Here is a 25,002-nt window from a genome sequence, read left to right as displayed (position 1 = left end):
CCCAATTGCAGCAGAAATTCATTTTTTAGGGTGGGTAAGGGAGATAAATTGAGGCTCCCAAAAGTTAGGAGCCTTCATGATTGAGCGTGGTTAGAGGTTATAAACCCAGTTCACTAAGTAAGTCGTCGGCTTCTGAGTTACCGCCTTGTGATTTTTTCTCTTTCTCTAACATTTCTTGGCGCGTTTTTTCAAGAATGTCATCTGGGCTTTCGTCTTCTGCTACTTCAAACTCTTCCAATTGGATAAATTCGGTTTTATCCATCGCCAGTTCAAGGTAGAAGATGTTGTGGTTTTCAGTCGAGAAAGTCACGCGACGTGCTTGCGGGCGATCTAGGTTAGTGTCAACCGACAAAATGACCTGCTTGTTAAGCGACAACATTTTTGGTTGGTTTTGGGTAATGTGGGTTTGCAGTTCTTTACGGATCTTGTTGGTAAAATCACCAACAAGTTGGTTCATGAGTTCGCCCAGCACGTCACCCACTTCGTCAGAAGTATGAGTTATTGCCAATTCTTCTGGTGGGATGCCCATGTGTTGCATGTATTTGGTATAGAGCTCCAGCGCAGCTTTGGCTGTGAAGTTAATCACCACTAAACCCGAAAAGCCGCCATCAAATAGTACAAAGCAACCAAAATCAGGCTTTAAACTGGTTTTGTTGATCTTCTGCACCATAGCTGAGTATGAAACATTAGAGTCGGTTGCTGAGCTAAGTACGCCTGATACGGACTGACACAGTTTAAGAAGAATATCTTCTGTTGTTACTATCTTGTTCTTTTTCATTGGCTCTATTCTAACGCTGCTAAAGATTCTACTAACCGCAATAAATGGCACTCAATTTTGAGGCAGCTTTCACAAAAATGGTCGACGCGGTTAGGGCATTGTTACTTAGTTCTTAAGCGAACAAACGGTTGGTTAAGGTAAACACCATAATTTCTATTTTGGCACTGTAATTCTATTTTGATCACGCTTTTAAATGTTGTAAAGTGACGAAAATCAAAAGAATAATACCCATCGCTTTAATTTGTTAGTGTGAGTTTGCGCTGAAAATTACATAGAAGGATTCTTTGGTAATAGCTTTTGGGCTGTTCAACAGAACCCTTAACGGTAGTGTAAATGGTATGCAACGCACACGGATGATTGATCGATGGCTAAAGTAACCCAAAGCTGATTGGATCAGTGCCGTAGGGGCAGGACGCAATGTTACCAAGACTTCACTCTCATCAAGATATCGATCACGTAGTACTCAGTTTCTTAGACGAACTGAAAAAAGCGGGTTTTACTGGCGATATCGAAACTCAATACTCAAGCCGACTGGCTGTTGCAACAGACAACAGTGTTTATCAACAACTACCACAAGCGGTCGTGCATCCGCGCGATACTCATGATGTATCGCTGATCGGTAAAATAGCGGTTAAACCAATTTACGAACGAGTGAAGTTTTCACCACGTGGCGGCGGCACTGGTACTAATGGTCAGTCGCTGACGCAAGGTGTGGTTGTTGACCTTTCTCGTCATATGAACCAAGTGCTTGAGATTAATGAGCAAGAAGGGTGGGTTCGCGTCCAAACTGGCGTGGTCAAAGACCAACTCAATGATGCGGTGCGTCCGTATGGCTATTTCTTTTCTCCCGATCTTTCTACCAGTAACCGCGCGACTTTGGGCGGCATGATTAATACTGACGCTTCAGGACAAGGTTCATTGAAGTACGGCAAGACTTCCGATCATGTTTTGTCTCTTCAAGCGGTGTTTGCCGATGGTTCAGTATTAGAGTCGGATCTTTCTCATGGTACGCCTGATGAAGGTACTTACGCAGCGACGGCATTGCAGGTTACCGAGCAGGTTTGTCGTGATAAGCGCCAACAAATTACCGATAAATTCCCTCCGCTAAACCGCTTTTTGACGGGTTACGATCTTAAAAATGCCATTAATGAACAAGACAATAGCTTTCACTTAACTCGAGTGCTGTGTGGCGCGGAAGGCTCATTGGCGTTTATCACTGAAGCAAAGCTTAACCTGACTAAAATCCCTAAAGCGCGTACCCTCGTTAATGTTAAGTACAACAGTTTTGACTCGGCATTGCGTAATGCTCCCTTTATGGTCGAAGCCAACGCATTGTCAGTGGAAACCGTCGATTCAAAGGTTCTTAATCTTGCCAAAGAAGACATAGTTTGGCACACCGTGAGTGACCTGCTGACAGATGTTCCGGGCAAAGAGATGCTGGGAATCAACATGGTTGAGTTTGCTGGGCAAGATGTTCAAGAAGTCGAGCAACAAGTCACGATGCTGACTGCTCGATTGGAGCAAATGCTTGAAGCAGAAGAAGCGGGCATTATTGGCTACCAAGTATGCAGTGATGTTGCCAGCATTGGAAAAATCTACAACATGCGTAAAAAAGCAGTCGGGTTACTAGGTGCTGCAAAAGGTCGCGCTAAGCCTGTCGCGTTCGCTGAAGATACCTGCGTACCACCAGAGAACCTAGCTGACTTTATTGTTGAGTTTCGTCAGTTGTTAGATGCCAAGCAATTGCAATACGGTATGTTTGGTCACGTTGATGCGGGTGTGTTGCATGTGCGACCAACACTGGATCTTTGCGATCCTCATCAAGAGCGCATGATGCATGAGATCTCTGATGAGGTGGTCAAGCTGGTGGCTAAATATGGTGGTCTGATGTGGGGTGAACACGGTAAAGGCTTCCGCTCTGAATATGGTCCAGAATTTTTTGGTGAAGAGCTCTTTACCGAGCTTCGCCGTGTGAAATCGGCGTTCGACCCGCATAACAAAATGAATCCAGGTAAGATTTGTACACCACTGGAGAGCGGTGACGAACTGGTTAAAGTTACTGATACCAAACGCGGCTTCTATGATCGCCAGATTAACGTTGAAGTGCGTGATAGCTTTAAGCAAGCGATGGAATGTAACGGTAATGGCTTATGTTTTAACTACGATACAGCCTCGCCAATGTGTCCTTCAATGAAGGTCACCGCAGATCGTCGTCATTCACCAAAAGGACGTGCGGGATTAGTCAGAGAGTGGCTGCGTCAATTAACCGAGCAAGGGATCGACATTCTCGATTTGGAGCAGCAAGCTCTTAAAACGGCGTCGGTCAAAACAATGCTCGACCGTGTGCGCAATAGCTTTAACAAGCGTCACCATTACGATTTCTCTCATGAAGTGTATGAAGCGATGAATGGCTGTTTAGCGTGTAAAGCGTGTGCGAGCCAATGTCCTATTAAAGTCGACGTACCAAGTTTTAGGTCGCGCTTTTTGAATATCTACTACAGTCGTTATCAGCGTCCAGCTAAAGATTATTTAGTCGCTAACATTGAAACTATGTTGCCAATGATGGCGAAAGCGCCAACGTTAGTGAATGGGGTATTAAAGCAAAAATGGGTGCAAAGTTTGACCGCATCAACGGTGGGTTACGTTGATGCTCCGTTGTTGTCGGTACCGACACTAGACAAACGAGTGAAGCAGCTTAAGCCGTTTGATATGCAGGCTTTAGCCGCGATGTCGAGCGAAGAGAAAGCAAATCATGTGCTGATTGTGCAAGACCCATTTACGTCGTACTACGATGCTGAGGTTGTAGATGATTTCGTTAAACTGATTATCAAGCTCGGTAAAACCCCAGTGTTACTGCCATTTAAACCGAATGGCAAAGCGCAGCATATTAAAGGCTTCTTGGCGCAGTTCGCTAAAAACGCCAAGAGTACCGCAATGTTCCTTGAGCAAGTCGCTGATCTCACCATTCCTATGGTGGGGGTCGATCCTGCGCTAGTTCTCTGTTATCGAGATGAATACACGGAAATTCTTGGTGATAAGCGCGGTGAATTTGATGTCTTGACGGTGCATGAGTGGTTGCTACCAAGACTTAACGAGTTTGAGTCAAGTGAAGCAAAAGGTGAGTCATGGCATCTACTGGCACACTGTACCGAAAAAACCAAGCTACCGAATGCTGAAAAAGAGTGGGGCGCGATCTTTACTCATTTTGGCGCTAAGCTAAATACCGTGCCTGTTGGCTGTTGTGGTATGGCAGGGACCTTTGGTCATGAGGTCGACAAACTTGAGATGTCGAAAGATATTTATGGCTTGAGTTGGAAACCTCGCTTAGAAGAATTGCCTGCTGAGCGCTGTTTGGTAACGGGCTATTCATGCCGCAGTCAGGTGAAGCGTTTTGAGCATGTGAAAACTAAGCATCCACTGCAAGCATTACTAGAGATTATTTAATGGAAGTATTGGAAAGGAAAATTCCACCAGTCGCACTATTTATCATTTTTATCGTGGTAATGGTGCGATTTGACGGTGCTTTGGAGAGTTTCGCGGCTGTGTTGCCGTTTCCTTGGACGGTATTAGCTTGTTCTGTGCTTGTTTCGGGGTTCATTGGTCTTGCTGGCGTTAATGAATTTCGCAAAGCAAAGACCACGGTCAACCCGGTAAAGGTCGATAGTGCCAGCTCGGTGGTTGATACTGGTATCTTTGCTTATAGCCGCAACCCAATGTACCTAGCACTTCTGATTTTATTATTTGGTATCGGTTATTGGCAGCAAAACATGGTGTGTTTGCTGCTTCCAATAGGCTTCGTGTTCTATATGAACCGTTTTCAAATTTTGCCAGAAGAGCGGGCTTTGGAGAAACTATTTGGCGAGCAATACCTAGCATACAAACAGCGTGTGCGTCGCTGGCTATAAATAGTGCAAACCAAGTGACTAGGCGACCGCAACGGGATGACGCAAAGTGCGAGCAGTCAGGCTTGTATTACTGCTCTTTGATTGAGTGCGAAACTCTTGCGGCGTCATAGCAAATTTCTTCTTAAAACTGGTGCAAAAGTAAGGAGCGCTATTAAATCCACTGAGTTCACCAACCTTGAAAATAGTGTGGTTAGTAAAGGTCAGTTGATTAAGTGCAATTCCCAGGCGAACATCGGTCAAAATAGTGGAGAAGGAGTTACCTTCTCTGGCTAAGTTTCTTCTTAGCGTCGAACTACTGGTAAATAGGCGCTTAGCCGCGTAAGCGAGCGTCCAGTTTTCGCGTGGTGCATCCATAATTAACTTAGCTAACCGTTCTGAAGTGGTTAGATGTTGAGGCTGTTGAAACAAGACACTAATGTCATGACCATAGATGTGTAGTGTCAGCAACAGACTGAAGACATGATGCTTTAGTGCTAACACCTTAGTCTGTAGATCAAATGGCGTCGTTTGAATTGCACTAGTGAGTAGAAAGATCTCACGTATCTCATCATTTTCGCTTACAACTAATGTCTGTTTTTTCTTTCTGCTCAGCAGCGAACCATCAACCTTGAGTAGTTTGGTCTTTAGCTTTTCTTTGTCTTTGACATTGAGAGAAATTAACTCCAATTGCCCTTTGTGCTCTTGCTTGGAGATATGACATTGTACGGTTGCATTTTGCGGAATGAAAATTAGCGTATCTTTAAGGTTATTAACCTCTAATCCGTTGATTGTTATCGTCCCTGCCGCATCACAGATTCGGGCAATATAGGCTCTTTTACTGTGAAACTGTTCCAAGTTGATAATGTCGAAATTGAGTTTGTGAAAAATCATGCCTACTGCGCAATGCGTCCTGTTAAGCACCCGCGACATCTATTGCTTGGTTAACGACTCCGATGCCCAGCGCGCTATGAAGAATTTTTATCAGATTATTTTGTGATCAAGATAACAAACAGAGTGGGAAGTGTCATTGCGATTTCTGCGCGTAATATTCTCAAATTAGCTCAAAACGAAAACGGATTGCTCTCAAGCGGTGGGAATTGAAAGTCGCAAAGAATCCCGCATAAAGCGGTGATTCTGCCGATTATGAGCTCGTTGAGTCGGTTGAACGAAAACTAGAATACTTTGAGCATTGATTGGATTGAGCCGATGGGCACATAGCAATACTATGCACGGCGAAACAGTTAGAGCGTTAACGCTTGACCTTTTTCTTAGATTGTCTTCCTAACACATTAAGCACAAAGTGTACCCAAGCACCGTGAGGTTACATGGGTATAAAACAATAAGTTCCTCGGGCGACTCCTGCCTGACTATTAGCCCACTTACTTCGGTAGTGGGCTATTTTTTTAAACTCAACTATTGTCCGCGACCATTAAACATGACGACCAAAGTTTGCGCGATGATATTCATGTCCATAACAAGCCATGACTTGGTAGAGCGAAGCGATAATGCATAACAGTGATCGAACCCAACCTTCTTACGCACATCGTCGATACAGGTATCGTAACCTTGATTAACTTGTGCTAAGCCTGTAATGCCAGGCATTACGCCGTAAGTTCTATCGGCAAAATAAGGGATTTCGTGTTCAAGCTTATTATAAAAAGAAGGTCGTTCAGGTCTTGGACCAATCAAAGACATCTCTCCTCTGATCACGTTGAACAATTGCGGCAGTTCGTCCAAACGTGTTTTTCTGAGAAATCGACCCACTGGAGTGATACGTGGGTCGTCTTTGGTCGCCCAGACGGCACCAGAACGGCTCTCGGCATCTTGGTACATAGTGCGAAACTTGATAATGTTAAAAAATTCCATGTGTTGCGGGGTTGATTTACCAACGCGCTGTTGTTGATAAAAAACTGGACCTTTAGACGTTGCTTTAATCGCGATGGCAATAATTGGCAAAATTGGCATAAATAACAGCAGAGCAAAGCAAGCACCAAACAAATCAAACAGACGCTTCGCGAACCAGATAGGGTAGTTGGCAATGATATGTGGCATGGTTGATTTCCTTATACACGTTCCCAGCGACCAGTTTCGCGACCCAGTATGTAGCGTAAGCCTCCATACAAATTGGCGAAATGCCCTGCAGTAAAGTAACTGATTAATTTAATAATTCGATGATTAAAGATGGTTGGTAGTAACAGACCGAGTGCAGCAATCGAATAGAAAGCGATTTGCACCCCGAGCGCAGTGAGAAACAACGTATGATAGCTAAGGGCGATAGACGTAGCGAGGCAGATAATTAGCAAGTACGGAGTAAGTAGGCGAAGCGTTTTTCCTGAGCCAAAGGTAAAGGCGACCGCTTTATAGCGAGGTCGTAGAAGCTCAGCCAACATTAACAGTTGCTGCATGTTACCGGCGGATATGCGGAGTCGACGTTTAAAGTCTTTGCCCAAGCTAGCGTTCTCTAGTTCAACCGCAACGACATTGGGTTCATATATTGCTTGGTATCCATTGCGCACAATTTCCATTGGTATAACAAAATCGTCATTGATCGTGTCGAGCGCTAGTGGTGTGAATAGCTCTGTACGAAAGAAATAGAGTGCACCGTGTGCGCCGATATTAGCGCCTAGATTGGCTTCACCTTGCTGAAGCATCGATTGATACTGCCAATACTTCATTTCTCCGGTGTTTTGGCTGTCGAGAAGTTGATAACGGCTGTTCACCACGCCTACATTGTTTCGCTGAAAGTGCTGGGCAGCAAGCAAAAGGGCATCAAACGAGACGAGTGCAGAAACATCACTCATTGCAGTAATATCACTATTAATGTCTTGCATGACTTGATTAACAACCGCAACTTTCCCTCTGTTTTGCTCAAATTGGATAATCTCAAAATGAGTTTCGCTACAAATCGCTTCTTGAATCGTCGCTTCTGCGATTTCTACGGTGCTATCGGTACAGCCATCACAGGCAATGACAACTTTTAATTTATCTTTTGGGTAATCCAAGCTAGATAGGTTACGTATTTTTTGTGCTATCCATTCTTGCTCATTGTAAGCTGGGATTAACATGGTTATAGATGGCAGAGAACGATCGGCTTTGGTCACGCGATAAAGGCGCTTGAAGGATGCTTTCTTCTCTAATGGTGTTTTCTTCGCGACTAATTTAAGCAGCAAAGGGTAGCCAATATGGTGATAGACAATTAAAAAACCGGAAACAGAAAAAAGAAGTATTAGAGCTAATTCCATCATACTAACGCGCCTCCACTGCAAGGATTCTATATTTCTCGATCATTTGAGTGAGATCGTTATTGTTAACAACGAAATCTCGAGGAGTTTGAGCTTGGCTATTTGATAACGCTGTATTGAGCGCATCAGCGAGAACGAGCGGATTTTCAGCCATGACAATCTTTCCGCTTGTAGGGCACAAGGTTTCTCTCACACCACCAACATTGGTAGCCACAACGGGAACGCCCGACGCCTGAGCTTCTAGTGTGGATAGCGGGAACCCTTCGTTGCGCGACGGTAAACAAAACAGGTCAAGGGATTGGTAGAAGCGCGGCATGTCCTCAACCAAACCTAACCAGGTTATTCGATCTTCGATGCCAAGGGTTGTTGCTAACTCTTGCAGGTTCTCGCGCTGACTGCCTTCACCTGCAAGCGCTAAATGAACGTTGTTATTCAGCATTGATAGCGCATGCAGCAGTATGTCTTGCCCTTTGACAAACTCGAGTCTTCCAGCACAGCCGATGATCGTTTTATCTAATGGGAGTTTGAGTTTCTGCCTTGCTAGAGCTTGGCTGCCCGGTTTGAAGCGTTGGCAATCAATACCATTTTTGATGACGTGAAGGTCGTTGTAATCAAACTTGTCGATCAATTGTGTTGCGACAAAGTCTGCGTCAGCGACCAGTCGCGGCTTAACAACGGTTAACACTAAGTTTTGCAGTCGAGCACGTTTCGCATTCTCGAAATGCCAACCATCATGTTCGGTATGAATAACACATTTAATCCCAGCTAATCGGGCTGCGCAGCCAGCGTAGAGTAATGGTCCTATATGATGTGTGTGTACCGTATCAGGTTTTAAAACGGTAAATAACTTGCGCAGCTGATGAATGACAGAGGGTGAAATACCTTCAGATTTGTTGAGAAAAAGGATTTGATGGCTAAATTGGGCAAGCTTGCTCCAGGCTTTAATCGAAGTGGAACGGTTACCCTCTAAACTGACGACTAAACTTTTATCATTAGCATTTGATTGTCGCAACATCTCTAAAACCATAGACTCGATGCCGCCTGGTTTAAGGTGCTGTACAACATGGATTGTTAATACTTTTTCGTTTCGCCCTTGGCTCGCAACGCGAGCTGTTAACGTTGAGTGCTGACGGTTATTTATATTAGTAGGCTGCATACACATTCTCCGTTTTTATATTGTGATTGCATTAAGCGTGCCTGTTTTTATTCTCAATAATTACAATGGTTTATTTGTTTTGGTTGGAAGTTGAGTGTCTGTTTTTTATTTTGAGAATCGGTTTGAGATTCGAGGAATAGTAGACAGTACTGGCTGATGAGTGAGCTCAGTAATGCGTTGGGCGGTGCGAATGGATGAGTTGCTTAACTCAAAGATGATTGCCAGCCCAGAACCGAGCCCGATGCCACCGATTAGACCAGCAAGAATAAAAATAACAGCAGGTAGGTTACTCGGCGTACTGGGTGTGTAAGGAAGGTCGATTATCTTCACACGCTTGTTTTGTTCAAATACGCCAAGAGAGCCAGTAAGTTGCGCCATTTCGTAGCGCTGTAATAACTCATCGTATTGCTGGCGCTTGATCACTGCATCACGTTCTAAACGGCGCATTGTTTTCGCGGTGTTCCCAAAGCTTTTCGCCTCTTGCTCGATCGAGCTGATCATGTTGCGTAAGCTTTTGGTTTCTTCCGTTAACGATTCATAGCGACTTCTGACCAATTGCAGGCTGTGTAACTGCGTAACAAGTAGAGGTTGAATGGTATCGAGATCGGAGAAAGTACTATTGCTGGCAATATCCCACAGCTTATCGCTGCCGAGGTTGGGTTGTTCCACCTCTAGTAGAAGGGTGCGTTCATTTTCGAGTCGGCTCAACTCACGTTTCTTCGCTTGAACCGAACTGTGATTGTCGGTGTATTTAGCTTGCAGCAGAGTGAGTTGGCTGCGGATATCGATGATTTTTTCTTCTATTTTACCGATAACTGGGTTGGTTTTAGAAAGCTGCTGATCAAGCGAGCCAAGACTCTTTTCAACACCGGCAAGCTCAGCTTCTTTTTCTGCTAACGTCTGTTTAAGCCTTGCCAATTGAGCAAGACTTTGGCTTTGCATTTCTGGTGTCACTGCTAAGTGCTGATTACGGAAATCTGCCAACGCATTTTCGGCTTGCTCAAGTTCCTTTTCTCTTTTTTCGATATGGATATTGAGGAACTCGCTTGAGTCGCGAATCGAAGATCTTTCAGGCGCAAGCAGTTGCTCGATAAAGTGATGGCTGATCGAGGTAAGGAGAGACTCAAGCCCATCCGCTTTTGGTGCGCGCAATTCTATTTTGAGGAAATCTTTGCCTTGCTGACTCACGGTTAGGTTTTGTGATAACTGACGAATCACACTTTCTTGCTCTTTTCCCGACATATCATCGTTTACTAAGCCTTGCTCTTTGGCAACGGAGTGAAGAATATGGCGACTTTTTAGTAACGTAGTCAGGTCGTTGAGTCGCTCTTTGAGCATGGTTGAAACAGCAATGTCTTCAAGAAACGGGTTCATTTTCGCTGTTTCTTGAACCAGCATACTGGTATGTGATACGTAAACGGTTGGGGCTAATTTTGCTACGCCCATACCGACAAAAGGAAAAATAAGCGCAGGCAGGGCGATAACGTAACGTTGTCGCCACGCTGCATTAAGCAGTTGAATTATGCGAAACGGTAAACCACTCATATCAGCTCCATGATTTTACGCACCCACTCACTTCGACTTTGCCAGCTTTCACCATTGACGATTCCTGACGGTAAGCGCTGCTTTGTCGTCGGTAAGTTAAGAGCAGAACACATCTGTTGCACATCGTTGACGATATTGATGTAGCGACTATAAGGAGCTAATGCTGGGAAAGGGGTGGCGATCACAGGTGAGCCCGCCGCTAAATATTCTCGTAATTTGAGCGGATTGCACGCTTCAATTTGACGATTGTGCTTAAAGGGCAACAAGCTAGCTTGCCAGTGTTGACTATAACTAGCGAGTGAGTGATGGGGCTTAGGACCCAAGTAAAAGACATTATTTAAGTTGGGAAGAGGATTATGTTGAAGTTCGTTTGGACCGATGAATACAAAATCCCAGTCTGGCATCTCAAGTGCAACTTGTGTGATCAATGGGTAGTCGAGCCAATTAGACAAACTGCCGTAAAAACCCGCGATAGGTTTGCCTCGGTTTGGGAGATCTTTGGCTCTCTCTGTAGGTGTCGAAAACAACTCGACGTCGACACCATGTGGTAACAACATCGTTTTGCAGCGGGGGAACATTTCTGCGATCTTCTCACTGGCGGCAAAGACAACATTCGCTTTATCGACGAGTTTTGCTTCATGCTCTCTTACAGTGTCATGATCAACGCCTGCAAGCGCAGAAAAATCATCGCCACAGTAGTAAACGATACCGGATTCATCTAGATGTCCGCAGAGATCGGCAGCAGTCGGCAGTGAACTCCATAAAATAGGCGAAGAAATTTTGTGCTTGCGCAAAATAGGTGTTAACTGCTTTAGCATCATCGAGCGTGCAAGTTTACGGCTTAATATGCTGCTAGGCGCGGGAATGGTGCGTAAATTGACCACTTCTATTTGATTGGCAGCTGTCGAGTCCGCAAGGGTTACATTTGGTTTATTGAGACGATTTTGATTACTCGCAAACAGTTTTGTCATTGCCCGAGCGCAGTCATGTCGAGTCAATCGAGGTTGGCGTAAACCAATGGAGTTAACCCAAATGATTTTGCCCATATCAGGAAGATGTTTGATTAGGTGTTGAGTGCTTGATGGTAAACCACCAAAGTCTTCGCCAAATACAATCATATCACGCATGATGGCTCTCCTTTAGATGACGCACTACGCGTGCGGGATTACCAACGGCGACAACAAAGTCAGGTAAATCATGAGTGACGACACTGCCGGTACCAACGATGGTTCCTTGACCAATGGTAACATTGGGACAAACGGTCACGTTGGTGCCGAGCCAAGCGTCACGTTTGATAATGATATCTCCGACATCAACGTCCGCGTCAGGCGCACCAGTTGCTCTCGCCTTTGCATCAGTAGCGTGTCCTGAATAACCAAATAGGAACACACCACCAGCAAGTCTTACATTGTCTTCTAAGACAATTCGTTTTCCGACGGCTATTGTGTTCTGCCAGCCCACATCAACGTTGTTACCAATTTCAAGCGAAGGATTCTCCGTTTGAGAACGCCCAGAAAAGGTCGTGTGTCCTGAGATACGGCAGTTGTCTCCGACTGAGATAGAAAGTGGTCCCGATACATAAGGTACCCCTCCAAACAGATATAAGTTTTTACCACACTGATCGAGGCGACCTTTAAATGCTGGTGTTTGGATGAGTAAACGTAACGATGTGTGCCACGCACCTGCCAACACCGAATGTAGATAGCGGATTGCGACGTTGTAGACTTGGGGGGTCGGTAATCCCTGAGCTCGAATCCGCTTTAACCAAAAGAAGAGATGGCGAAAACGAGGATTAGGGTGGTTTTGTAACCAAATTTTGAAGGTAGCAACTGACATAACAGACCTCTATATTTTATTTCGCTATTTTGGTCTTTTCATTTTGTATGCCAGAAATAAAATAATTGTTAATCAATGACTTATGTTTATTGTTGTCGCTTGGGAATATTAGGTCTTATTTTGAGAATCATTTTGCACGATGTGGTTACAGGCGACAGTTAGTGCGGCGAGGATGTATATTGGCCAATTAAAGCCTTGAGTCAGGAAAGTACCAGAAACAATGGTACCAACGGTACCGGAAAAGACGGCGTAGGTTGTTGCGTGGATATATGGGGAGAAATTTTGTGGATTGGCGTCGATAGTTCGAATGCTTTGACGGCAGGTTTTCAATATGCAAACAATTAAGCCAATAAAGATAATTAAGCCGAGAAAGCCAGTTTCCGCTAACACGCCAAACCAAGTACTGTGGACCGCGTGGTTAAGCCCATCCCAATGCGGGCTGTAGTAGAAATAGTTGACGTAGAAATTATCGATACCTACGCCTGTGATAGGGCGCTCTAACGCCATTTTAAATGCCGCTTCCCAAGCGTACAAACGTCCCATCGCTGAAGCATCAAGCCCTTCTTCAGCTGCGCCACCAGATTGGCGATCTGAAATGCCGGCGACTGCAAATAATGCCAAGCCTGCAACGACACCGATGGTAATGAGCAACGTTTTGGATTTGATGTGTTTAAGCCCTAACATACCTAGCACTGCCACGCATCCAAGTAATCCACCTCGGCTCTGAGTTGCGATCACCGCAAAGAGCGCGGTTAGTGAGCATATCAATCCGATTACTCGCATTATCCCTAACGATTTGGTCATCATTAAACTGAGCGAGAAGGCAAGAGGGAACATTAATACTAAAGATAGGTCATTTGGGTCACCCAGCATTGAGCCGAGATCGCGACCTATTGTTACCCGTGTTCCTTCGACAAGACCAATGCCATTAACTGAGTTGCTGATAGCGACAAAAGCAACCAATAAACCTGCCAGCACAATCAAGATTGAAATACGTTTGATGCTTTGAGCACTGTTTACCAGCCAAGTGATGGCGAGGCACATGATCATAATTTTCCAATAGATATTTTTGAAGTACTCGATAGCGATCCCACGGTTTGCGGCAAAGACAATTCCGATAATAACCAGAATCCAAAACGCGCTCATCCACGAGAGGACCGGGTGCCAAAAAGGTTTAAGCTCTCGAGTAATCAACACATGCCACATGAGAGCGGCGAGCGAACCCATTGAAAGAAGCAAAGGGATCCTTAGGTTATAAAGTGCAGGCAGTGCTTCATGAATGCGGAAAAAAGAAAAAATCACAAATAGGCTAACTAACCAGAAAGTCTGGTTGATGACAAACAGTCCCCCTAGTGGTACAAGACACAATACGATAAGCATCTTAGGGTCTGGTACAAGAAACCAGCCTAATGTCAGTAAACCGCATAAGGTTAAGACGAGAAACAAATGAGAAGTCGGGGTAGCGTGCCTCATACGCGAATTCTCCGAAGTACTTTGCGTAGGTCTTGCACAGGTAGATGCAGTAAGCCGTGGAAGTGTGCGATCAAAAGCAACGCAACAGACTCAATCAGTAACAGAGTCATGCTTGGGATAAGTTCGTTGGTTAGCCAATTACTGGCTAACAGCGCGATGGTGAGTAGGATGAAAGTAACCAGCTTGCTAGTCTGATAGGGCAGCGGGTTTGAGCGTTGACTGGCAATCGCAATGATGAAGCAGCGAATTAACTGCGCAATGGCAACACCCAAACAGACGATCCACAAGGTGTGTTGGCTGAACAACGCATTAACTGCCCAAATAATCATAAGAGCACTAATCGTCACTATCAGGTTAATCAAAAACAGTGCTTGAGTCTGTTTTGATTTAAGCAACCCGATATTGGTTATTTCCGCAATTTCTTTAAACAGCATTGCCATCACGGCAAGCGCAACTAGGTTAGCTGCCATTTGATATTGATTTGGCAAGAACAGCTCAATAAATAATTTACCACCCCAAGTGACCAGCACTGCCAAGACACACGCATAGACAATACCGTATTGGCTGATTCTACTGGTGGTTATCGCGTCTTTGTCTTGCCAATAAGCGAATCGTTTTGGCATCCACCACATATGGAAGGGTTGCAGCAGTATGCCGACCGCTAAGGCGAACTTAAGGGCTATGGCGTATTGTGCGAGAAACTCTAAGTTATTCGCTTGCATTAATAACCAACGTTCACCCCCATTGAGCCCAAAAGCGACTAATGCAGAAAACATAATAGGCGTACAGTATTTTAGATATCGCCCAAGGGTTTTGCCGTTAAGTAATTTCAAGTCAAAGCGGTTGTGATAGTGAAGGATAGCCAATTGGACGAACGCACAGAACGCGCCAACCATAAGTACCGCAGTAACAGATGGGACTAGATAAACGACCATAAAAATCAAGCTGACTTGTAGGCAGGTACAAAAAACGCTCAGCTTGAAGAATGTCCATGCTTTGTTTTGCAAGCGCAGCCAAGCGAGGCTGATCTCAAGACTACTTTGAATCACCCACACACTTGCCATAAGAGCGATTTGAGTTTGAGAGAAATAATGCCAAGCTCCCTCAATGTGATCGGAGCTGAACAACCAAACCGGTATAACAAGAACAATCACAAGTGCTAAAGAGAAAGTCAAAGCGGTTGTGTAGAGTCGGCTTACCATCGCTTTTTGATCGTCGGCTTGCTCTAAAGTTGCCACAAAGCGATAGAGGTTTTCGTGCATTGCTAAAGAAATCAAAAGCGCAAAGAAAGTTTGGGTAACGGCGATCAGCTCAAGCTGACCAATTTGCTCAACCGAAAGAAAATAAGTCATTGCTGGTAGAGTAGTCAGCGAAGCTCCACGTAGTAAAAGGAGAGCCACACCATAAAGCAGCATATCTTGAATTGGTTGGCTTAAAGGTTTCATAACGACTACTTAGCACTGTCTTGAGCAGGCAAAGTCATTGAATCACAAGAAGCAGAAACACATTCAACAATGGCGCGATATCGCTCGCTCGCGTGATAGCGTTCAGCGACTTCACTCGCATGGTGTTGAATGGATTGCAGAGTTGGTGGTTCTCTATCTAACCGCAATAGTACTTGAGCAAGATCTGCTTCATCTCCGGTCGTATATTTTAAACAGTTCACATCATCTTCAAGCTTTTGGTCCCAATAACTACCATCGCGAGGGATTACCACACACATGCCGGCAGCGAGTGCTTCTAAGATAGACAAGCCGAACGGCTCATTCTCGCTGGTTGAAACAAAAATGCTGCATTCACTTCTTAATCGGTCAAAGTTATCGGGATCTTGATACCAAGAGGTGTTGGGTAATGCGATGGGAGCTTGCGAGATTCCGAGTTGAATCTGTTTGGGTCTGATATAGCAAATGATACTGGTTATTTTTCGATGACGCTGTGCTAGACGAATCGCAGTGACAAACCGTTCCAAACCTTTCCATCTTAATAGTGACGCTGCCCAAAGGCATTTTGGCGTACCGATTTGACTTTGGCTGGGCCATTTATGACTAGCGATACCATTGACGAACGATTGAAAGTGTTCGCTTTGTAAAATTTGATTGGCACGAGTAACACTGTCTGCTTGAGTTAGCTTTTTACTTAGGTATCGGTGCAGCGCCGTTTGTAAACTGGAGTAGGTTGAGGGCAAGTAGAAGACGACATTAGCCTGAGTTAAACACCATCCAATTGAGCGAGAGCACGCTACATTACCGTGTATGATTTGCACTAAATTGCGCTTTAGTAGTTGATTAATCAGATACAACGGCATATCCACACCTGGTCCAGATGCTGCGATAAATTTGTCTGCACGTACTCGCCCCAGCAATTGCAACATCAGTATGATGCTGAAATAGAGTTGGTTGAGCCAGAAGAAAACCCCTTGAACTTGCTCGCATAACCATGGAATGGCATAGATAGTAGCGATATCGATTTGATGTTGTTTGGCTAATTCGCTTTGTTGCCAGTAATCAGGGTTAACGGTAATTACCGTGAAACGAGCGGTTTCATTTGAACAAAGGCTTAAAGCTTCGCTGGTGGCAATTTTCGATCCGCCTTTAAAAGGAATAGGATCAAAGATGATGTTGTGTTGACGCTTCATTGTCTCCTCCTTTGTTCTTACGGTTCGCAATAGCCGTTTTTAAGGGTTTAAGACCGCTTTGTAGTGAAGGGAAAACCACATTTTCTTGCTGCAATATTTGACGATAAAGATCTTCGATTTGGTTAACATAACGCTCAACGGTGAATACAGACTGGATATGAGCATGAGCGTTTTGTGCAATGGATTGACAGTCATCGCGATGATTCTGGACGCAGCGCATCATATTTAACAAAGGACCACTACCGTGATTTGCATAGAGCAGTGCGGTCTCACCGTGATGCACAATCTCAGGAATACCGCCTTCAAATGGCGCAACAATTGGAATATTGGCAACTGCCGCTTCAGTGATGACTAGACCAAATGCCTCTTCTCTTGCGGCACTGACAAACGCATCGCAGCCTTTAAGCCAGCCTACCACATTGGTTTTCTCACCAAGAAAGTGCACATGATTATCGAGGTGCAGCTTATGACACATCTGCTCGAGATTTTCTCTTTCTTCTCCGTCACCTATAACCACAAGATGACTGTTTGGATATTCCAGAGTTAAATGGCGTAGCGCCATTAAAATTCTATCTACACCTTTGCGATGAATAAGAGAGCCCACTGTCGCATAGAGGGTAGCGTTACTGTCGATCTTTAATTGTTGTTTAACATCGACCTCTGGTTGGGCGTCTAATGCTGCTATATCGATGCCATTATGGACGATGGTAAGATTGTCTTGTGGGTAGCCATCGTGAATCAGGTTTTGCGCGACAGCGTTACTTGCTGTTATCACGAATGGAGAGAGATGAATACCTAATGTGACTCTGTCGCGGCTAATGTAGTCACTGTGCAGGTGTGTCACCATCGGGCAGGAACACATTCGAGCCGCTAAAGACATCCATTGGCAGGGGGCAGCGCTGTTAACGTGAATCAAATCAATACCAAGCTGCTGGATGAGGTTTTTCCCTTTACCTACAAGTTTGACCCAACTACTGATATCGGCTTTTGGTTTTTGCCAACCTGCGAGCAACGGAAAGTTGTCGATACGATATTCAACTTGCGCCTCTTCAAGATGAGGAATCAGCATGGTGTTGTTGGTCCAGACAACGGCTTCAAAACGCTCCTTATCCAAATGGGTAATCAAATCGAGCAAGCAGCGTTCACTGCCTCTAATCCAATCCTCTCCGTAGTGTACGAATAAAATCTTTTTTATCGAATTCATAGTCTAGCCTTCCAATCGTTTAATTATATGGACTAGGTTGCAAAGCCAGTGCCAATAAAGGAAAGTTCTTATCTCACTGAAAATATTGAAATAAATGATAATAACCAAGTTGATTGCTGAGCTTTCTCAATATGAGAATCAAATCTATACCTAAGTTGCGGCGTGTTGCTTGGGTGCACATTCAATTAAAGTAGAGCTTTAGTATTTTTGGAATGATGGCTTGTTGAGAATAATTTTGTTGAATGGTGCTTATCGCATGTTGACGGGTGATCTGCTGCTCGACTATTGGGCTTGATACCCAATCAGTGAGGAGCGGCGCAAGATCCGACTCATTTCGTGCTAAATAGCCGTTTTGTCGGTGACGAATAAGTTGTGGAAGCTCACCCACATTGGTTGCGATGACCACGATGCCTCTTGCCATCGCTTCAAGTGCAACCATTGGTAGCCCCTCGTAATGGGAACAGATAATCAATACCGATATATTGGACCAAACTGTATCCATATTGGATTGATGCCCATGAAATTGGATGTTTTTGGGGGCGTTAGCTTGCAGTTGCTGTGATAGTTCACCCGTACCGTAGAAGTGAAAGTTGCGGTTGGGGAATTGTGTCGCAAGGGTAATAAAGCGTTCAGGCGCTTTTTCTGGGCTTAGTCGTCCGACAAACGCAATCTGTTCACCATAAGCTATATCGAGCCTGTTGGTGTCGATAAAATTTTCGATGTAGTGAGAGTTAGATGGAAGCTTAGCGCCGATAGCTTTACTGACCACAATCGAATGGTTTGCGATCCACGCTGACCATCGATCTAGCCAATCATAAAGCCACATTTTTCCTTTCGGAGTCTCACCAGCATGATAGGTAGAAACGAGTTTAACGCCAGTATAGAGTTTGGTGAGTTTAGCGATTAAGTTGGCTTTATAACCATTAGTGTGGAGTGCAAGCGGCGGAGATTGGCGAATTTTTTTATTAAGCTTTGTCAACGCATCAAATGTTGAACCACCAAGATATTGGTAGGGGATAGATAAGTTTTCGAGTTTTTCACATAGTGGTGAGCGTGGAACGTATTCGGTAATTAACAGCACCTTCACCGGTTGTTGATGCTCTATAAGCCCTTGAGCCAGTTGGACGACATAGGTTTCTATGCCGCCATACTGCCGACTGTCAATCAAAAGCCAAATCTCATTCGACGTAGGATTGCTCATCTTCCGCTTCCCAAGCTTGTTTCTTGCGGTAGACCGTCGAGGGGCTGAGTTCGAGAAGTACTGCTGCGTTAATCACATTGCCATCGCAATATTCAATCGCTTGTTGGATTGCTTCACGTTCTATTTGCCACATAGGGCGAATGACGACCTCTTTGGGAGACGCTACGGTTTCATTCGCTGCGTCCGCAACTTGAGCGTGCTCTGCACTAATATGTTGCTCATCTAGGGCTACATGGTTAACGTGCTCAGATTTTGGCGGGCTTGGTATTGTTGCCGTTGGAACAGAACGCTTATGAGGCGTTTTAGTTTGAGTAAATTGCGCCGGCAAATGCTCTGCTTTGAGCTTGGTATCATCGTTGAGCACAACAATGTTGCGAATGATGTTTTGTAATTGGCGGACATTGCCAGGCCACTTATAGCGTTTAAGCAATGATTCGGCATCCTTACCGATCGTACGGAACTGCTTGCCATCCTCTTTGGCATACTCCAGTAGAAAGTGCTTTGCTAAGGTGACAATGTCGTTACCACGATCACGCAGTGGTGGCATATCGACGGGAACAACATGAACTCGGTAGTAAAGATCTTCTCTAAAGCGTCCTTCTTCGACTTCAAGTAAAGGGTCGCGGTTAGTCGCACAGATAATACGTACATCCACTTTTTGCTCTTTTGATGCGCCAAGTGGGGTAAAGGTGCCAGTTTGCAGAAAACGCAGCAGTTTTTTCTGCATCTCTAAATCCATTTCACATAGCTCATCGAGAAACAACGTTCCACCATCAGCTTGGCTGGCAGCCCCTTTACGGTCAGTGGTTGCGCCGGTAAAGGCACCTTTGACATGCCCGAAGATTTCACTTTCCATTAGATCTTTAGGAATCGCGCCACAGTTGATCGCAACGAAGGGCTTGTCATGACGACGGCTTTCCTGGTGAATAGCATTAGCACAGACCTCTTTACCAGTACCACTTTCACCGATGATAAATACGCTAGCGGAAGTAGGGGCAACCGCATCAATAATTTTATAAAGCCCCTGCATGACGATACTGCCGCCAATAAAACCTTGGAAACGTTGGCGGTCAAACTTAGATTCGATGTTTTCGACTAAGTTTTCCAGCTTGGTGCGCTGTAAGTGGAGTTGAATTGAGGTTTTTAAGCGATCAGATTTGATCGGTTTTTCGAGAAAGTCTTTCGCACCTTTTTGCAGCAGCTGCACTGCGGTGTTAACCGAGCCATGTGCTGTCGCGACGATCACTGAGGTATTAAGTTGGTTATCTACGATCCAATCAAGAATCTCCTCGCCATCCATATCAGGAAGCTTCAGGTCTAATATTACTAACTCGGGCAGATTACGCTCTATAAATGCTTTCGCCTCTTTACCTGTCTCAACATGAAAAAGATCATACGGCTCATCCTTAACATACTGTTTATACAGAATAGCCAAGGAAGTTGAATCTTCTATCAGGAGCACTTTCGGTTTCATTAGATACATCCTTGTATGACGTTGTTTATTGTTATTCGTTAGGAAAATCCGAGTTCTTTACGTACGTTTAAGGCTTGGATTGAACGATGAACAAGATCGAGCAGTTCGTTGTGAAGTGCAAAGGCGGATTCTGTTTTCTGGCTTTCACACAACGCCTCAATTTTACGGGCTAGGGTTGCCAATTCCCGATTACCCAGCGCCAGCGAAGTGCTGCCTAAAGTATGGCTTTCAAACTTGATCACTTCGATATCGCGTCTGGAGAATGCTTGGTCAAGTATCTGAGCACGGTGTTGCGTTTCTTCAATGTAGTGGTCAATCAGCATTGGCATCACTTCACTGTCAGTGTCTTCGATCATTTGCTGAATAATGGTTTCATCGACGAGTTCTTGTTCCATTATTGCCTCCTTGGCAAACGCCTGATCTTTCCTTGTTCTTAATCACTAGAATAGATCAATTTTTTCAGTTAGTTGTGTTTATTAATCGAATTTTTTGCTTTGATTATGCGATATGTGACAGCCACTCGTTATTGAGTATCTTCTGACTCCATTTATCGCGCCAATTCTTAGGTATAAAGCGCAGACGATTTAACTCTCTGACCATCTCCTCGCCAAGAGAGCATTGGTTCATGTTATTAAGCACATAACCAATTAAGTCGGCGTTACTGCGTTCGAGTAGTTGTTGAGCATTGGCTAAGTTCGCTTCTGAGGTACTACCACCAAGTACAACAAGCAGAGTGTGGTCGCAGGCAGCCGCAACGCTTTGTGCTGGGATGTTGCCCATGTTGTTTTGCAAAATCGGCGATGTATCGATGACAATTTTGTCAAATTCTTCTAGCCATTGTTCTACTTGACGATTTAGATACTGGGGGTTTCGAAAATTATTGAGCACACTTGGGTGATTGGGCAAAGTAATGCCAGTAAAGACTTGTTTACTATTTGTCGGTTGAAGCCATTGGAATGATGAATCTGAACCCAAGTAAGGAAAGCTCTCAAAGCCCGGTTTGAACAGATTTAAGTCAACCAACAACGTTGAGTAGCCTGCGAGTAGGAACCTCTCTGCTAAGGAGGCGGCGACAGTTGTTACGCCGTCACCATACTGACAAGCGGTCACGCACAGTGAGCGGGTTTGTTTAGTTTCTGCCTCGAGAAAGATTTGTTCAATCTCATTAAGTGTTGCAGGAATCATTATAATGCTCCTATTAACACGATTGTTGTGGTTAAGCGGAGAATATCTTCTAACCCTACACGAGCTTTTTCCATAAAGCTATCGCGTCTATCGGGGATATAGATAGTGTCTCCGGCACGTAGCACCGGGAGTTGGTATATATTGGCTGTCTTGCTAAATTCCGACAAATTAAAGGTGCGCGCTTGTCCTTGGCAGCAGGACATATTGACCACCGTGATCTTCTCAACGTAAGCGTTGTCGCTGGGTCCGCCAGCTTCCGCCATGATGTCTAATATGGTCATGTTGTCATTGAAAACATAGCGCCCCGGTTTGTTAATGGCACCTAAAATTCGTACCGTTGATTCTTTGCTTCTATCCAACCAAATTTTGTCTTTTTCTGGGATATAGATGGTATCGCCCATGGTCACTTTGGGTAATAAAGATTCATCACCCGTTTCAAAGTAGAGTGAGAGATTAAGTTTACTTACATGCGCATAGTCTTTATCACGGTGAGTGACGCGAATATTATGGATGTCGGCTTCTTTAGTAGGACCGTCGGCAGCTGACAGAATGTCGAGAAAGTGCATGTCATCAGTAAAACGATAGCGACCGGGGGCGTTGACTTGTCCAAATACATAGATGGAGGCATCGGAGCTTTGTCTTACCCACTGTGACTTGTTGTCGGAAGGATCTTGAGGAAGATCGTGAATTCTAATGATTGAGCCTGCGGTGATAACAGGTAAGTCGCTACTTGGTGCACCATTTAGGATAAATTCATCTAGATTGAATTTGTGCAATTTGCCGCGTCCTGTCACCACCTCAATTTTTGTTGTATCTGCACGCAAAGTAGGACCGCCAACGTGCGCCAATAAATCCATCAAATCCATTTCATCAGACCATTCGACACGACCAGGGCGGACAACTTCACCAATCACTTTCACCGCGCGGTCAGGAGAGATTTTAAGCCATGACTTCTCGTTAAAGTCGGTTTTCTCCGGTACGAAGATCGCATCACCCGGTCCAATTCTCGGTGGTTTTTGCCCTGTTAAGCCTTCGGTGTAAGCGGTTAAGTCAAATTTAACCACTTGACCATTGGCTCTAATTAAACGTATTTGGCGTGATTCTGCGTAACGAGTTGGACCGCCCGCGTTAGCGAGAATGTCCATAAACGACGCATCTTGGCTGCCTTCATAAGCCCCGGGGCTAGCCACTTCACCCATGATGTAGACCACGTTCGCACCCGCTCTAATCTCTTCCTCTTGTTTAGGAACGAAGATTGTGGTGCCTTCTGCCAAACTCGGCAGTAAGTTTTCGTCACCGGAATCTAAATAGCGTTTTAAATTAAAAAGTTCAGGGTTGTTATTACTGATTACTCGGATTTGTTCGACTGAGGCAAAGCGTGTAACACCGCCTGCTCGCATTAAAATATCAACAAGGTTGGCATCCGGTTTGTAAGAAAAAGATCCGGGGGAGTTTACTTCGCCAAACACTTTGATCGCCGTACGTTGGTCCGCACTGTCGCCGGCGTTAGCTTGTTTAGCGGCATCGAATTGTTGTTCAATGTTACCAACCAGAGGGGAGGCAGGAACAAAAATGCTATCTAGTGAACGCAATTCGGGTAACAGAGATTCGTCACCACTATCAAGGAACGCTTTGTAGTTAAACGGTATTTTTTCACTGCCACGCTTAACCATCATATTGTTTAACTGGGCGCCGGCGCGCAGACCGCCCGCAGCATGGAGCGCACCTTGAATATTTGCGCTCTTAGATAGGGTGTATTCGCCCGGAGATTTTACATACCCTTGCACGGATATAAGCAGTTGTTGCTCAGCAATATAGACACTGGCAGAGGATAAGTCACGAAACACATCTTTTAGTGAGCTTAGTACCGCTTCAGCCAATTGCTGCTCTGTATAGCCTGCAACATAGACCGCCCCAACTTCCGGCAACTCAATGCGACCGCGTTTATCAACTTGAAAACCGCGGTTTAGAGTTTCTTCACCGGGAAGATTGATTTGCACCAAATCGCCAATTTGAACTCGGGTGGTTTCTTGATTTGCAATGGCGTTTGTTGTTAGAAACAGAGCCATTATCAACAGTAGCCTAATTATGTGCACGATAGCCTCCTTGCAAATTGCCTCCAGACAGTTCTTGCGTCGAGATAACTTCGATGCTCACACGTCGGTTGGTCAATCTCACACCATCACTACTGCCTTCATAAAGTGGCAGTGAGTCACCCAGGGATTTGGTGGTCATTCGATTAGGTTCTAAGCCAAAAATGATCAGATAGCGTTTAACTTGGTTGGCGCGTCCCATTGCCAATTTCTGATTATATTGTTGGTCACCCTTGGCATCGGCATGTCCGGTGATCGATAAGTTGAGCGTGGGGTTGTCACGCAAGATATTGGCTGCTCTTGCCAAGTGTCCCATGTACTTAGGATTCACTTCAGTAGAATTGAAGGCAAATTGGTTGTCGATGTTGAGCAGGTCGAACAACTGATCGATTAATGCCATTTGCTCGCGGAAAGTGTTCTCGTTAAGTGGCGGTACGCAATTGGCTTGTGACGTGACGTAGTCAAGCTGGCGTTCGAGCTCACCAAGGCGCTTGCGTTGAATCACCAGATCGTTCGCTGCATCAAGCAATAAACCGCCATCGAGTTCTCTCGCAATGCGATTCTGCTTCTCTAATGCTTGGACAACCGCGGCAGGAAAACACCATCGCGCACCTTCGCGGATCAACGAATCAAGATGGAGTTTTGTTAATTGCCAATCGAATCTTAGTCCATGCTCTGGCCCAAGAGGCTCGTCAGGCATTACTGGAGTAAAGCCGTTATCGATATGTTGTTCGGCTAGACCGCCGTTACCTGCTGGTGGGTAACTGGTACAGCCTTGAAGGATTAAGACCAGTATCATCGCGCTCAAAAACGACATCGAGCCAATTTGTGGTGCTTGGATAATGTTGAGTTTTTGAGTTAGCGTTTGTCTACATCCCTGTAATCTCGGGTCACTAACCATACTGACTGCCTTTTATTATTAATAATCATGAGAGTTCACTGGAATCGCTTGGTCAATACGAAGCAGGTTGATAATTTCAAGCGGTTGCCCACTTACATGCTCGATTCGTAAAGTCCGTTGCTTTTCAACTAGTCTCTTATATAAATAAACTAGTGCACCAACACCGGATGGATCAAGAAATTGCACGTTTCTAAAGTCAACTTTGACATCATTATGGCTTTGATTTGCAATCACATCGTCGATTTGAGGCTGTGCGCTTCTGCTTCCTGCTGCATCAAGATCACCATTAATGATTAAGGTCAGTGTTTCACCATTCATTTCTATTTTGTGTAGTTCCATGATTCTTCTCCTTGGTTTTGGGAAAGTAATACATAGAACGTGCCAATATTTAAATT

General features: G+C 44.8%; 21 protein-coding genes. 2 read left to right on the top strand and 19 right to left on the bottom strand.

The features are described 5' to 3' along the window. Nucleotides 1–97 precede the first annotated feature (97 nt). Nucleotides 98–778 carry a DUF3334 family protein gene (locus tag GZN30_RS06110; RefSeq protein ID WP_075649555.1) on the bottom strand — a complete coding sequence of 227 codons (681 nt, stop codon included), beginning with the start codon at nt 776–778 and terminating at the stop codon, nt 98–100. A 417-nt stretch (nt 779–1,195) separates the two neighbouring features. On the opposite strand from GZN30_RS06110, the gene ydiJ reads away from it, so the two are divergent. After that, complete coding sequence (gene ydiJ / locus GZN30_RS06105; protein WP_075649554.1) at nt 1,196–4,222, top strand: D-2-hydroxyglutarate dehydrogenase YdiJ; 3,027 nt, start codon at nt 1,196–1,198, stop codon at nt 4,220–4,222. Beyond that, nucleotides 4,222–4,683 carry a methyltransferase family protein gene (locus GZN30_RS06100; RefSeq protein ID WP_075649553.1) on the top strand — a complete coding sequence of 154 codons (462 nt, stop codon included), beginning with the start codon at nt 4,222–4,224 and terminating at the stop codon, nt 4,681–4,683. The genes ydiJ and GZN30_RS06100 overlap by 1 nt, the downstream gene beginning before the upstream one ends. Before the next feature lie 18 nt (nt 4,684–4,701). Here the strand turns inward: GZN30_RS06100 and GZN30_RS06095 are convergent, their stop codons facing one another. The 18 genes from GZN30_RS06095 to GZN30_RS06010 form a co-directional block, all read right to left on the bottom strand. Continuing rightward, nucleotides 4,702–5,553: a helix-turn-helix transcriptional regulator gene (locus GZN30_RS06095; protein WP_075649552.1), complete on the bottom strand. Its 852-nt coding sequence runs from the start codon at nt 5,551–5,553 to the stop codon at nt 4,702–4,704. A 522-nt stretch (nt 5,554–6,075) separates the two neighbouring features. Further along, nucleotides 6,076–6,714 carry a sugar transferase gene (locus GZN30_RS06090; protein ID WP_075649551.1) on the bottom strand — a complete coding sequence of 213 codons (639 nt, stop codon included), beginning with the start codon at nt 6,712–6,714 and terminating at the stop codon, nt 6,076–6,078. Nucleotides 6,715–6,725: 11 nt separating this feature from the next. After that, complete coding sequence (locus GZN30_RS06085; RefSeq protein WP_075649550.1) at nt 6,726–7,907, bottom strand: glycosyltransferase family 2 protein; 1,182 nt, start codon at nt 7,905–7,907, stop codon at nt 6,726–6,728. Nucleotide 7,908: 1 nt separating this feature from the next. Further along, nucleotides 7,909–9,060, bottom strand: a complete 1,152-nt coding sequence (locus tag GZN30_RS06080; protein WP_075649549.1) for a glycosyltransferase — start codon at nt 9,058–9,060, stop codon at nt 7,909–7,911. A 105-nt stretch (nt 9,061–9,165) separates the two neighbouring features. Beyond that, the gene (locus GZN30_RS06075; protein WP_075649548.1) at nt 9,166–10,605 is read right to left on the bottom strand and encodes a GumC family protein; all 1,440 of its coding nucleotides are present in this window, start codon (nt 10,603–10,605) and stop codon (nt 9,166–9,168) included. After that, complete coding sequence (locus GZN30_RS06070) at nt 10,602–11,732, bottom strand: glycosyltransferase family protein (protein WP_075649547.1); 1,131 nt, start codon at nt 11,730–11,732, stop codon at nt 10,602–10,604. Before GZN30_RS06070 ends, GZN30_RS06075 begins: the two co-directional genes overlap by 4 nt. Further along, complete coding sequence (locus GZN30_RS06065; RefSeq protein ID WP_075649546.1) at nt 11,725–12,441, bottom strand: acyltransferase; 717 nt, start codon at nt 12,439–12,441, stop codon at nt 11,725–11,727. The genes GZN30_RS06070 and GZN30_RS06065 overlap by 8 nt, the downstream gene beginning before the upstream one ends. Before the next feature lie 108 nt (nt 12,442–12,549). Continuing rightward, the gene (locus tag GZN30_RS06060; protein ID WP_075649545.1) at nt 12,550–13,914 is read right to left on the bottom strand and encodes an O-antigen ligase family protein; all 1,365 of its coding nucleotides are present in this window, start codon (nt 13,912–13,914) and stop codon (nt 12,550–12,552) included. Continuing rightward, nucleotides 13,911–15,359 carry a lipopolysaccharide biosynthesis protein gene (locus GZN30_RS06055; RefSeq protein ID WP_161987036.1) on the bottom strand — a complete coding sequence of 483 codons (1,449 nt, stop codon included), beginning with the start codon at nt 15,357–15,359 and terminating at the stop codon, nt 13,911–13,913. The genes GZN30_RS06060 and GZN30_RS06055 overlap by 4 nt, the downstream gene beginning before the upstream one ends. Before the next feature lie 5 nt (nt 15,360–15,364). Next, entirely contained in the window at nt 15,365–16,549 is a 1,185-nt protein-coding gene (locus GZN30_RS06050) for a glycosyltransferase family 4 protein (RefSeq protein WP_075649543.1), read from the bottom strand. Then, complete coding sequence (locus GZN30_RS06045) at nt 16,521–17,753, bottom strand: glycosyltransferase (RefSeq protein ID WP_075649542.1); 1,233 nt, start codon at nt 17,751–17,753, stop codon at nt 16,521–16,523. Before GZN30_RS06045 ends, GZN30_RS06050 begins: the two co-directional genes overlap by 29 nt. 181 nt (nt 17,754–17,934) lie before the next feature. Beyond that, a complete protein-coding gene (locus GZN30_RS06040) occupies nt 17,935–18,954 on the bottom strand; it encodes a glycosyltransferase family 4 protein (protein WP_075649541.1) in 1,020 nt (339 codons plus the stop codon). Beyond that, a complete protein-coding gene (locus GZN30_RS06035) occupies nt 18,932–20,428 on the bottom strand; it encodes a sigma-54-dependent transcriptional regulator (protein WP_075649540.1) in 1,497 nt (498 codons plus the stop codon). The genes GZN30_RS06040 and GZN30_RS06035 overlap by 23 nt, the downstream gene beginning before the upstream one ends. A gap of 38 nt (nt 20,429–20,466) precedes the next feature. Beyond that, the gene (locus tag GZN30_RS06030; protein ID WP_075649539.1) at nt 20,467–20,823 is read right to left on the bottom strand and encodes an Hpt domain-containing protein; all 357 of its coding nucleotides are present in this window, start codon (nt 20,821–20,823) and stop codon (nt 20,467–20,469) included. A 103-nt stretch (nt 20,824–20,926) separates the two neighbouring features. Next, the gene (locus GZN30_RS06025; protein WP_075649538.1) at nt 20,927–21,613 is read right to left on the bottom strand and encodes a P-loop NTPase family protein; all 687 of its coding nucleotides are present in this window, start codon (nt 21,611–21,613) and stop codon (nt 20,927–20,929) included. Continuing rightward, complete coding sequence (locus GZN30_RS06020) at nt 21,613–23,682, bottom strand: SLBB domain-containing protein (RefSeq protein WP_075649537.1); 2,070 nt, start codon at nt 23,680–23,682, stop codon at nt 21,613–21,615. Before GZN30_RS06020 ends, GZN30_RS06025 begins: the two co-directional genes overlap by 1 nt. A 13-nt stretch (nt 23,683–23,695) precedes the next feature. After that, on the bottom strand, nt 23,696–24,523 hold the full coding sequence (locus GZN30_RS06015) for an OmpA family protein (protein ID WP_075649574.1): 828 nt from the start codon (nt 24,521–24,523) through the stop codon (nt 23,696–23,698). Between the two features lie 102 nt (nt 24,524–24,625). Next, nucleotides 24,626–24,946 carry an STAS domain-containing protein gene (locus GZN30_RS06010; RefSeq protein ID WP_075649536.1) on the bottom strand — a complete coding sequence of 107 codons (321 nt, stop codon included), beginning with the start codon at nt 24,944–24,946 and terminating at the stop codon, nt 24,626–24,628. Between the last annotated feature and the right edge of the window lie 56 nt (nt 24,947–25,002).

It is taken from the genome of Vibrio ponticus (assembly GCF_009938225.1).
In the GTDB taxonomy this organism is placed as follows: domain Bacteria; phylum Pseudomonadota; class Gammaproteobacteria; order Enterobacterales; family Vibrionaceae; genus Vibrio; species Vibrio ponticus.
This window is presented reverse-complemented; position numbering and strand designations above follow the sequence as displayed.

What these genes read in the sequence shown, in the direction of transcription:
- GZN30_RS06080 (WP_075649549.1), bottom strand. Translation starts at nt 9,060, where the DNA reads ATGCAGCCTACTAATATAAATAACCGTCAGCACTCAACGTTAACAGCT.
- GZN30_RS06060 (WP_075649545.1), bottom strand. Translation starts at nt 13,914, where the DNA reads ATGAGGCACGCTACCCCGACTTCTCATTTGTTTCTCGTCTTAACCTTA.
- GZN30_RS06075 (WP_075649548.1), bottom strand. Translation starts at nt 10,605, where the DNA reads ATGAGTGGTTTACCGTTTCGCATAATTCAACTGCTTAATGCAGCGTGG.
- GZN30_RS06110 (WP_075649555.1), bottom strand. Translation starts at nt 778, where the DNA reads ATGAAAAAGAACAAGATAGTAACAACAGAAGATATTCTTCTTAAACTG.
- GZN30_RS06085 (WP_075649550.1), bottom strand. Translation starts at nt 7,907, where the DNA reads ATGATGGAATTAGCTCTAATACTTCTTTTTTCTGTTTCCGGTTTTTTA.
- GZN30_RS06055 (WP_161987036.1), bottom strand. Translation starts at nt 15,359, where the DNA reads ATGAAACCTTTAAGCCAACCAATTCAAGATATGCTGCTTTATGGTGTG.
- GZN30_RS06065 (WP_075649546.1), bottom strand. Translation starts at nt 12,441, where the DNA reads ATGTCAGTTGCTACCTTCAAAATTTGGTTACAAAACCACCCTAATCCT.
- GZN30_RS06050 (WP_075649543.1), bottom strand. Translation starts at nt 16,549, where the DNA reads ATGAAGCGTCAACACAACATCATCTTTGATCCTATTCCTTTTAAAGGC.
- GZN30_RS06070 (WP_075649547.1), bottom strand. Translation starts at nt 11,732, where the DNA reads ATGCGTGATATGATTGTATTTGGCGAAGACTTTGGTGGTTTACCATCA.
- GZN30_RS06035 (WP_075649540.1), bottom strand. Translation starts at nt 20,428, where the DNA reads ATGAAACCGAAAGTGCTCCTGATAGAAGATTCAACTTCCTTGGCTATT.
- GZN30_RS06045 (WP_075649542.1), bottom strand. Translation starts at nt 17,753, where the DNA reads ATGAATTCGATAAAAAAGATTTTATTCGTACACTACGGAGAGGATTGG.
- GZN30_RS06095 (WP_075649552.1), bottom strand. Translation starts at nt 5,553, where the DNA reads ATGATTTTTCACAAACTCAATTTCGACATTATCAACTTGGAACAGTTT.
- GZN30_RS06020 (WP_075649537.1), bottom strand. Translation starts at nt 23,682, where the DNA reads ATGGCTCTGTTTCTAACAACAAACGCCATTGCAAATCAAGAAACCACC.
- GZN30_RS06040 (WP_075649541.1), bottom strand. Translation starts at nt 18,954, where the DNA reads ATGAGCAATCCTACGTCGAATGAGATTTGGCTTTTGATTGACAGTCGG.
- GZN30_RS06090 (WP_075649551.1), bottom strand. Translation starts at nt 6,714, where the DNA reads ATGCCACATATCATTGCCAACTACCCTATCTGGTTCGCGAAGCGTCTG.
- GZN30_RS06030 (WP_075649539.1), bottom strand. Translation starts at nt 20,823, where the DNA reads ATGGAACAAGAACTCGTCGATGAAACCATTATTCAGCAAATGATCGAA.
- ydiJ (WP_075649554.1), top strand. Translation starts at nt 1,196, where the DNA reads ATGTTACCAAGACTTCACTCTCATCAAGATATCGATCACGTAGTACTC.
- GZN30_RS06015 (WP_075649574.1), bottom strand. Translation starts at nt 24,523, where the DNA reads ATGTCGTTTTTGAGCGCGATGATACTGGTCTTAATCCTTCAAGGCTGT.
- GZN30_RS06100 (WP_075649553.1), top strand. Translation starts at nt 4,222, where the DNA reads ATGGAAGTATTGGAAAGGAAAATTCCACCAGTCGCACTATTTATCATT.
- GZN30_RS06025 (WP_075649538.1), bottom strand. Translation starts at nt 21,613, where the DNA reads ATGATTCCTGCAACACTTAATGAGATTGAACAAATCTTTCTCGAGGCA.
- GZN30_RS06010 (WP_075649536.1), bottom strand. Translation starts at nt 24,946, where the DNA reads ATGGAACTACACAAAATAGAAATGAATGGTGAAACACTGACCTTAATC.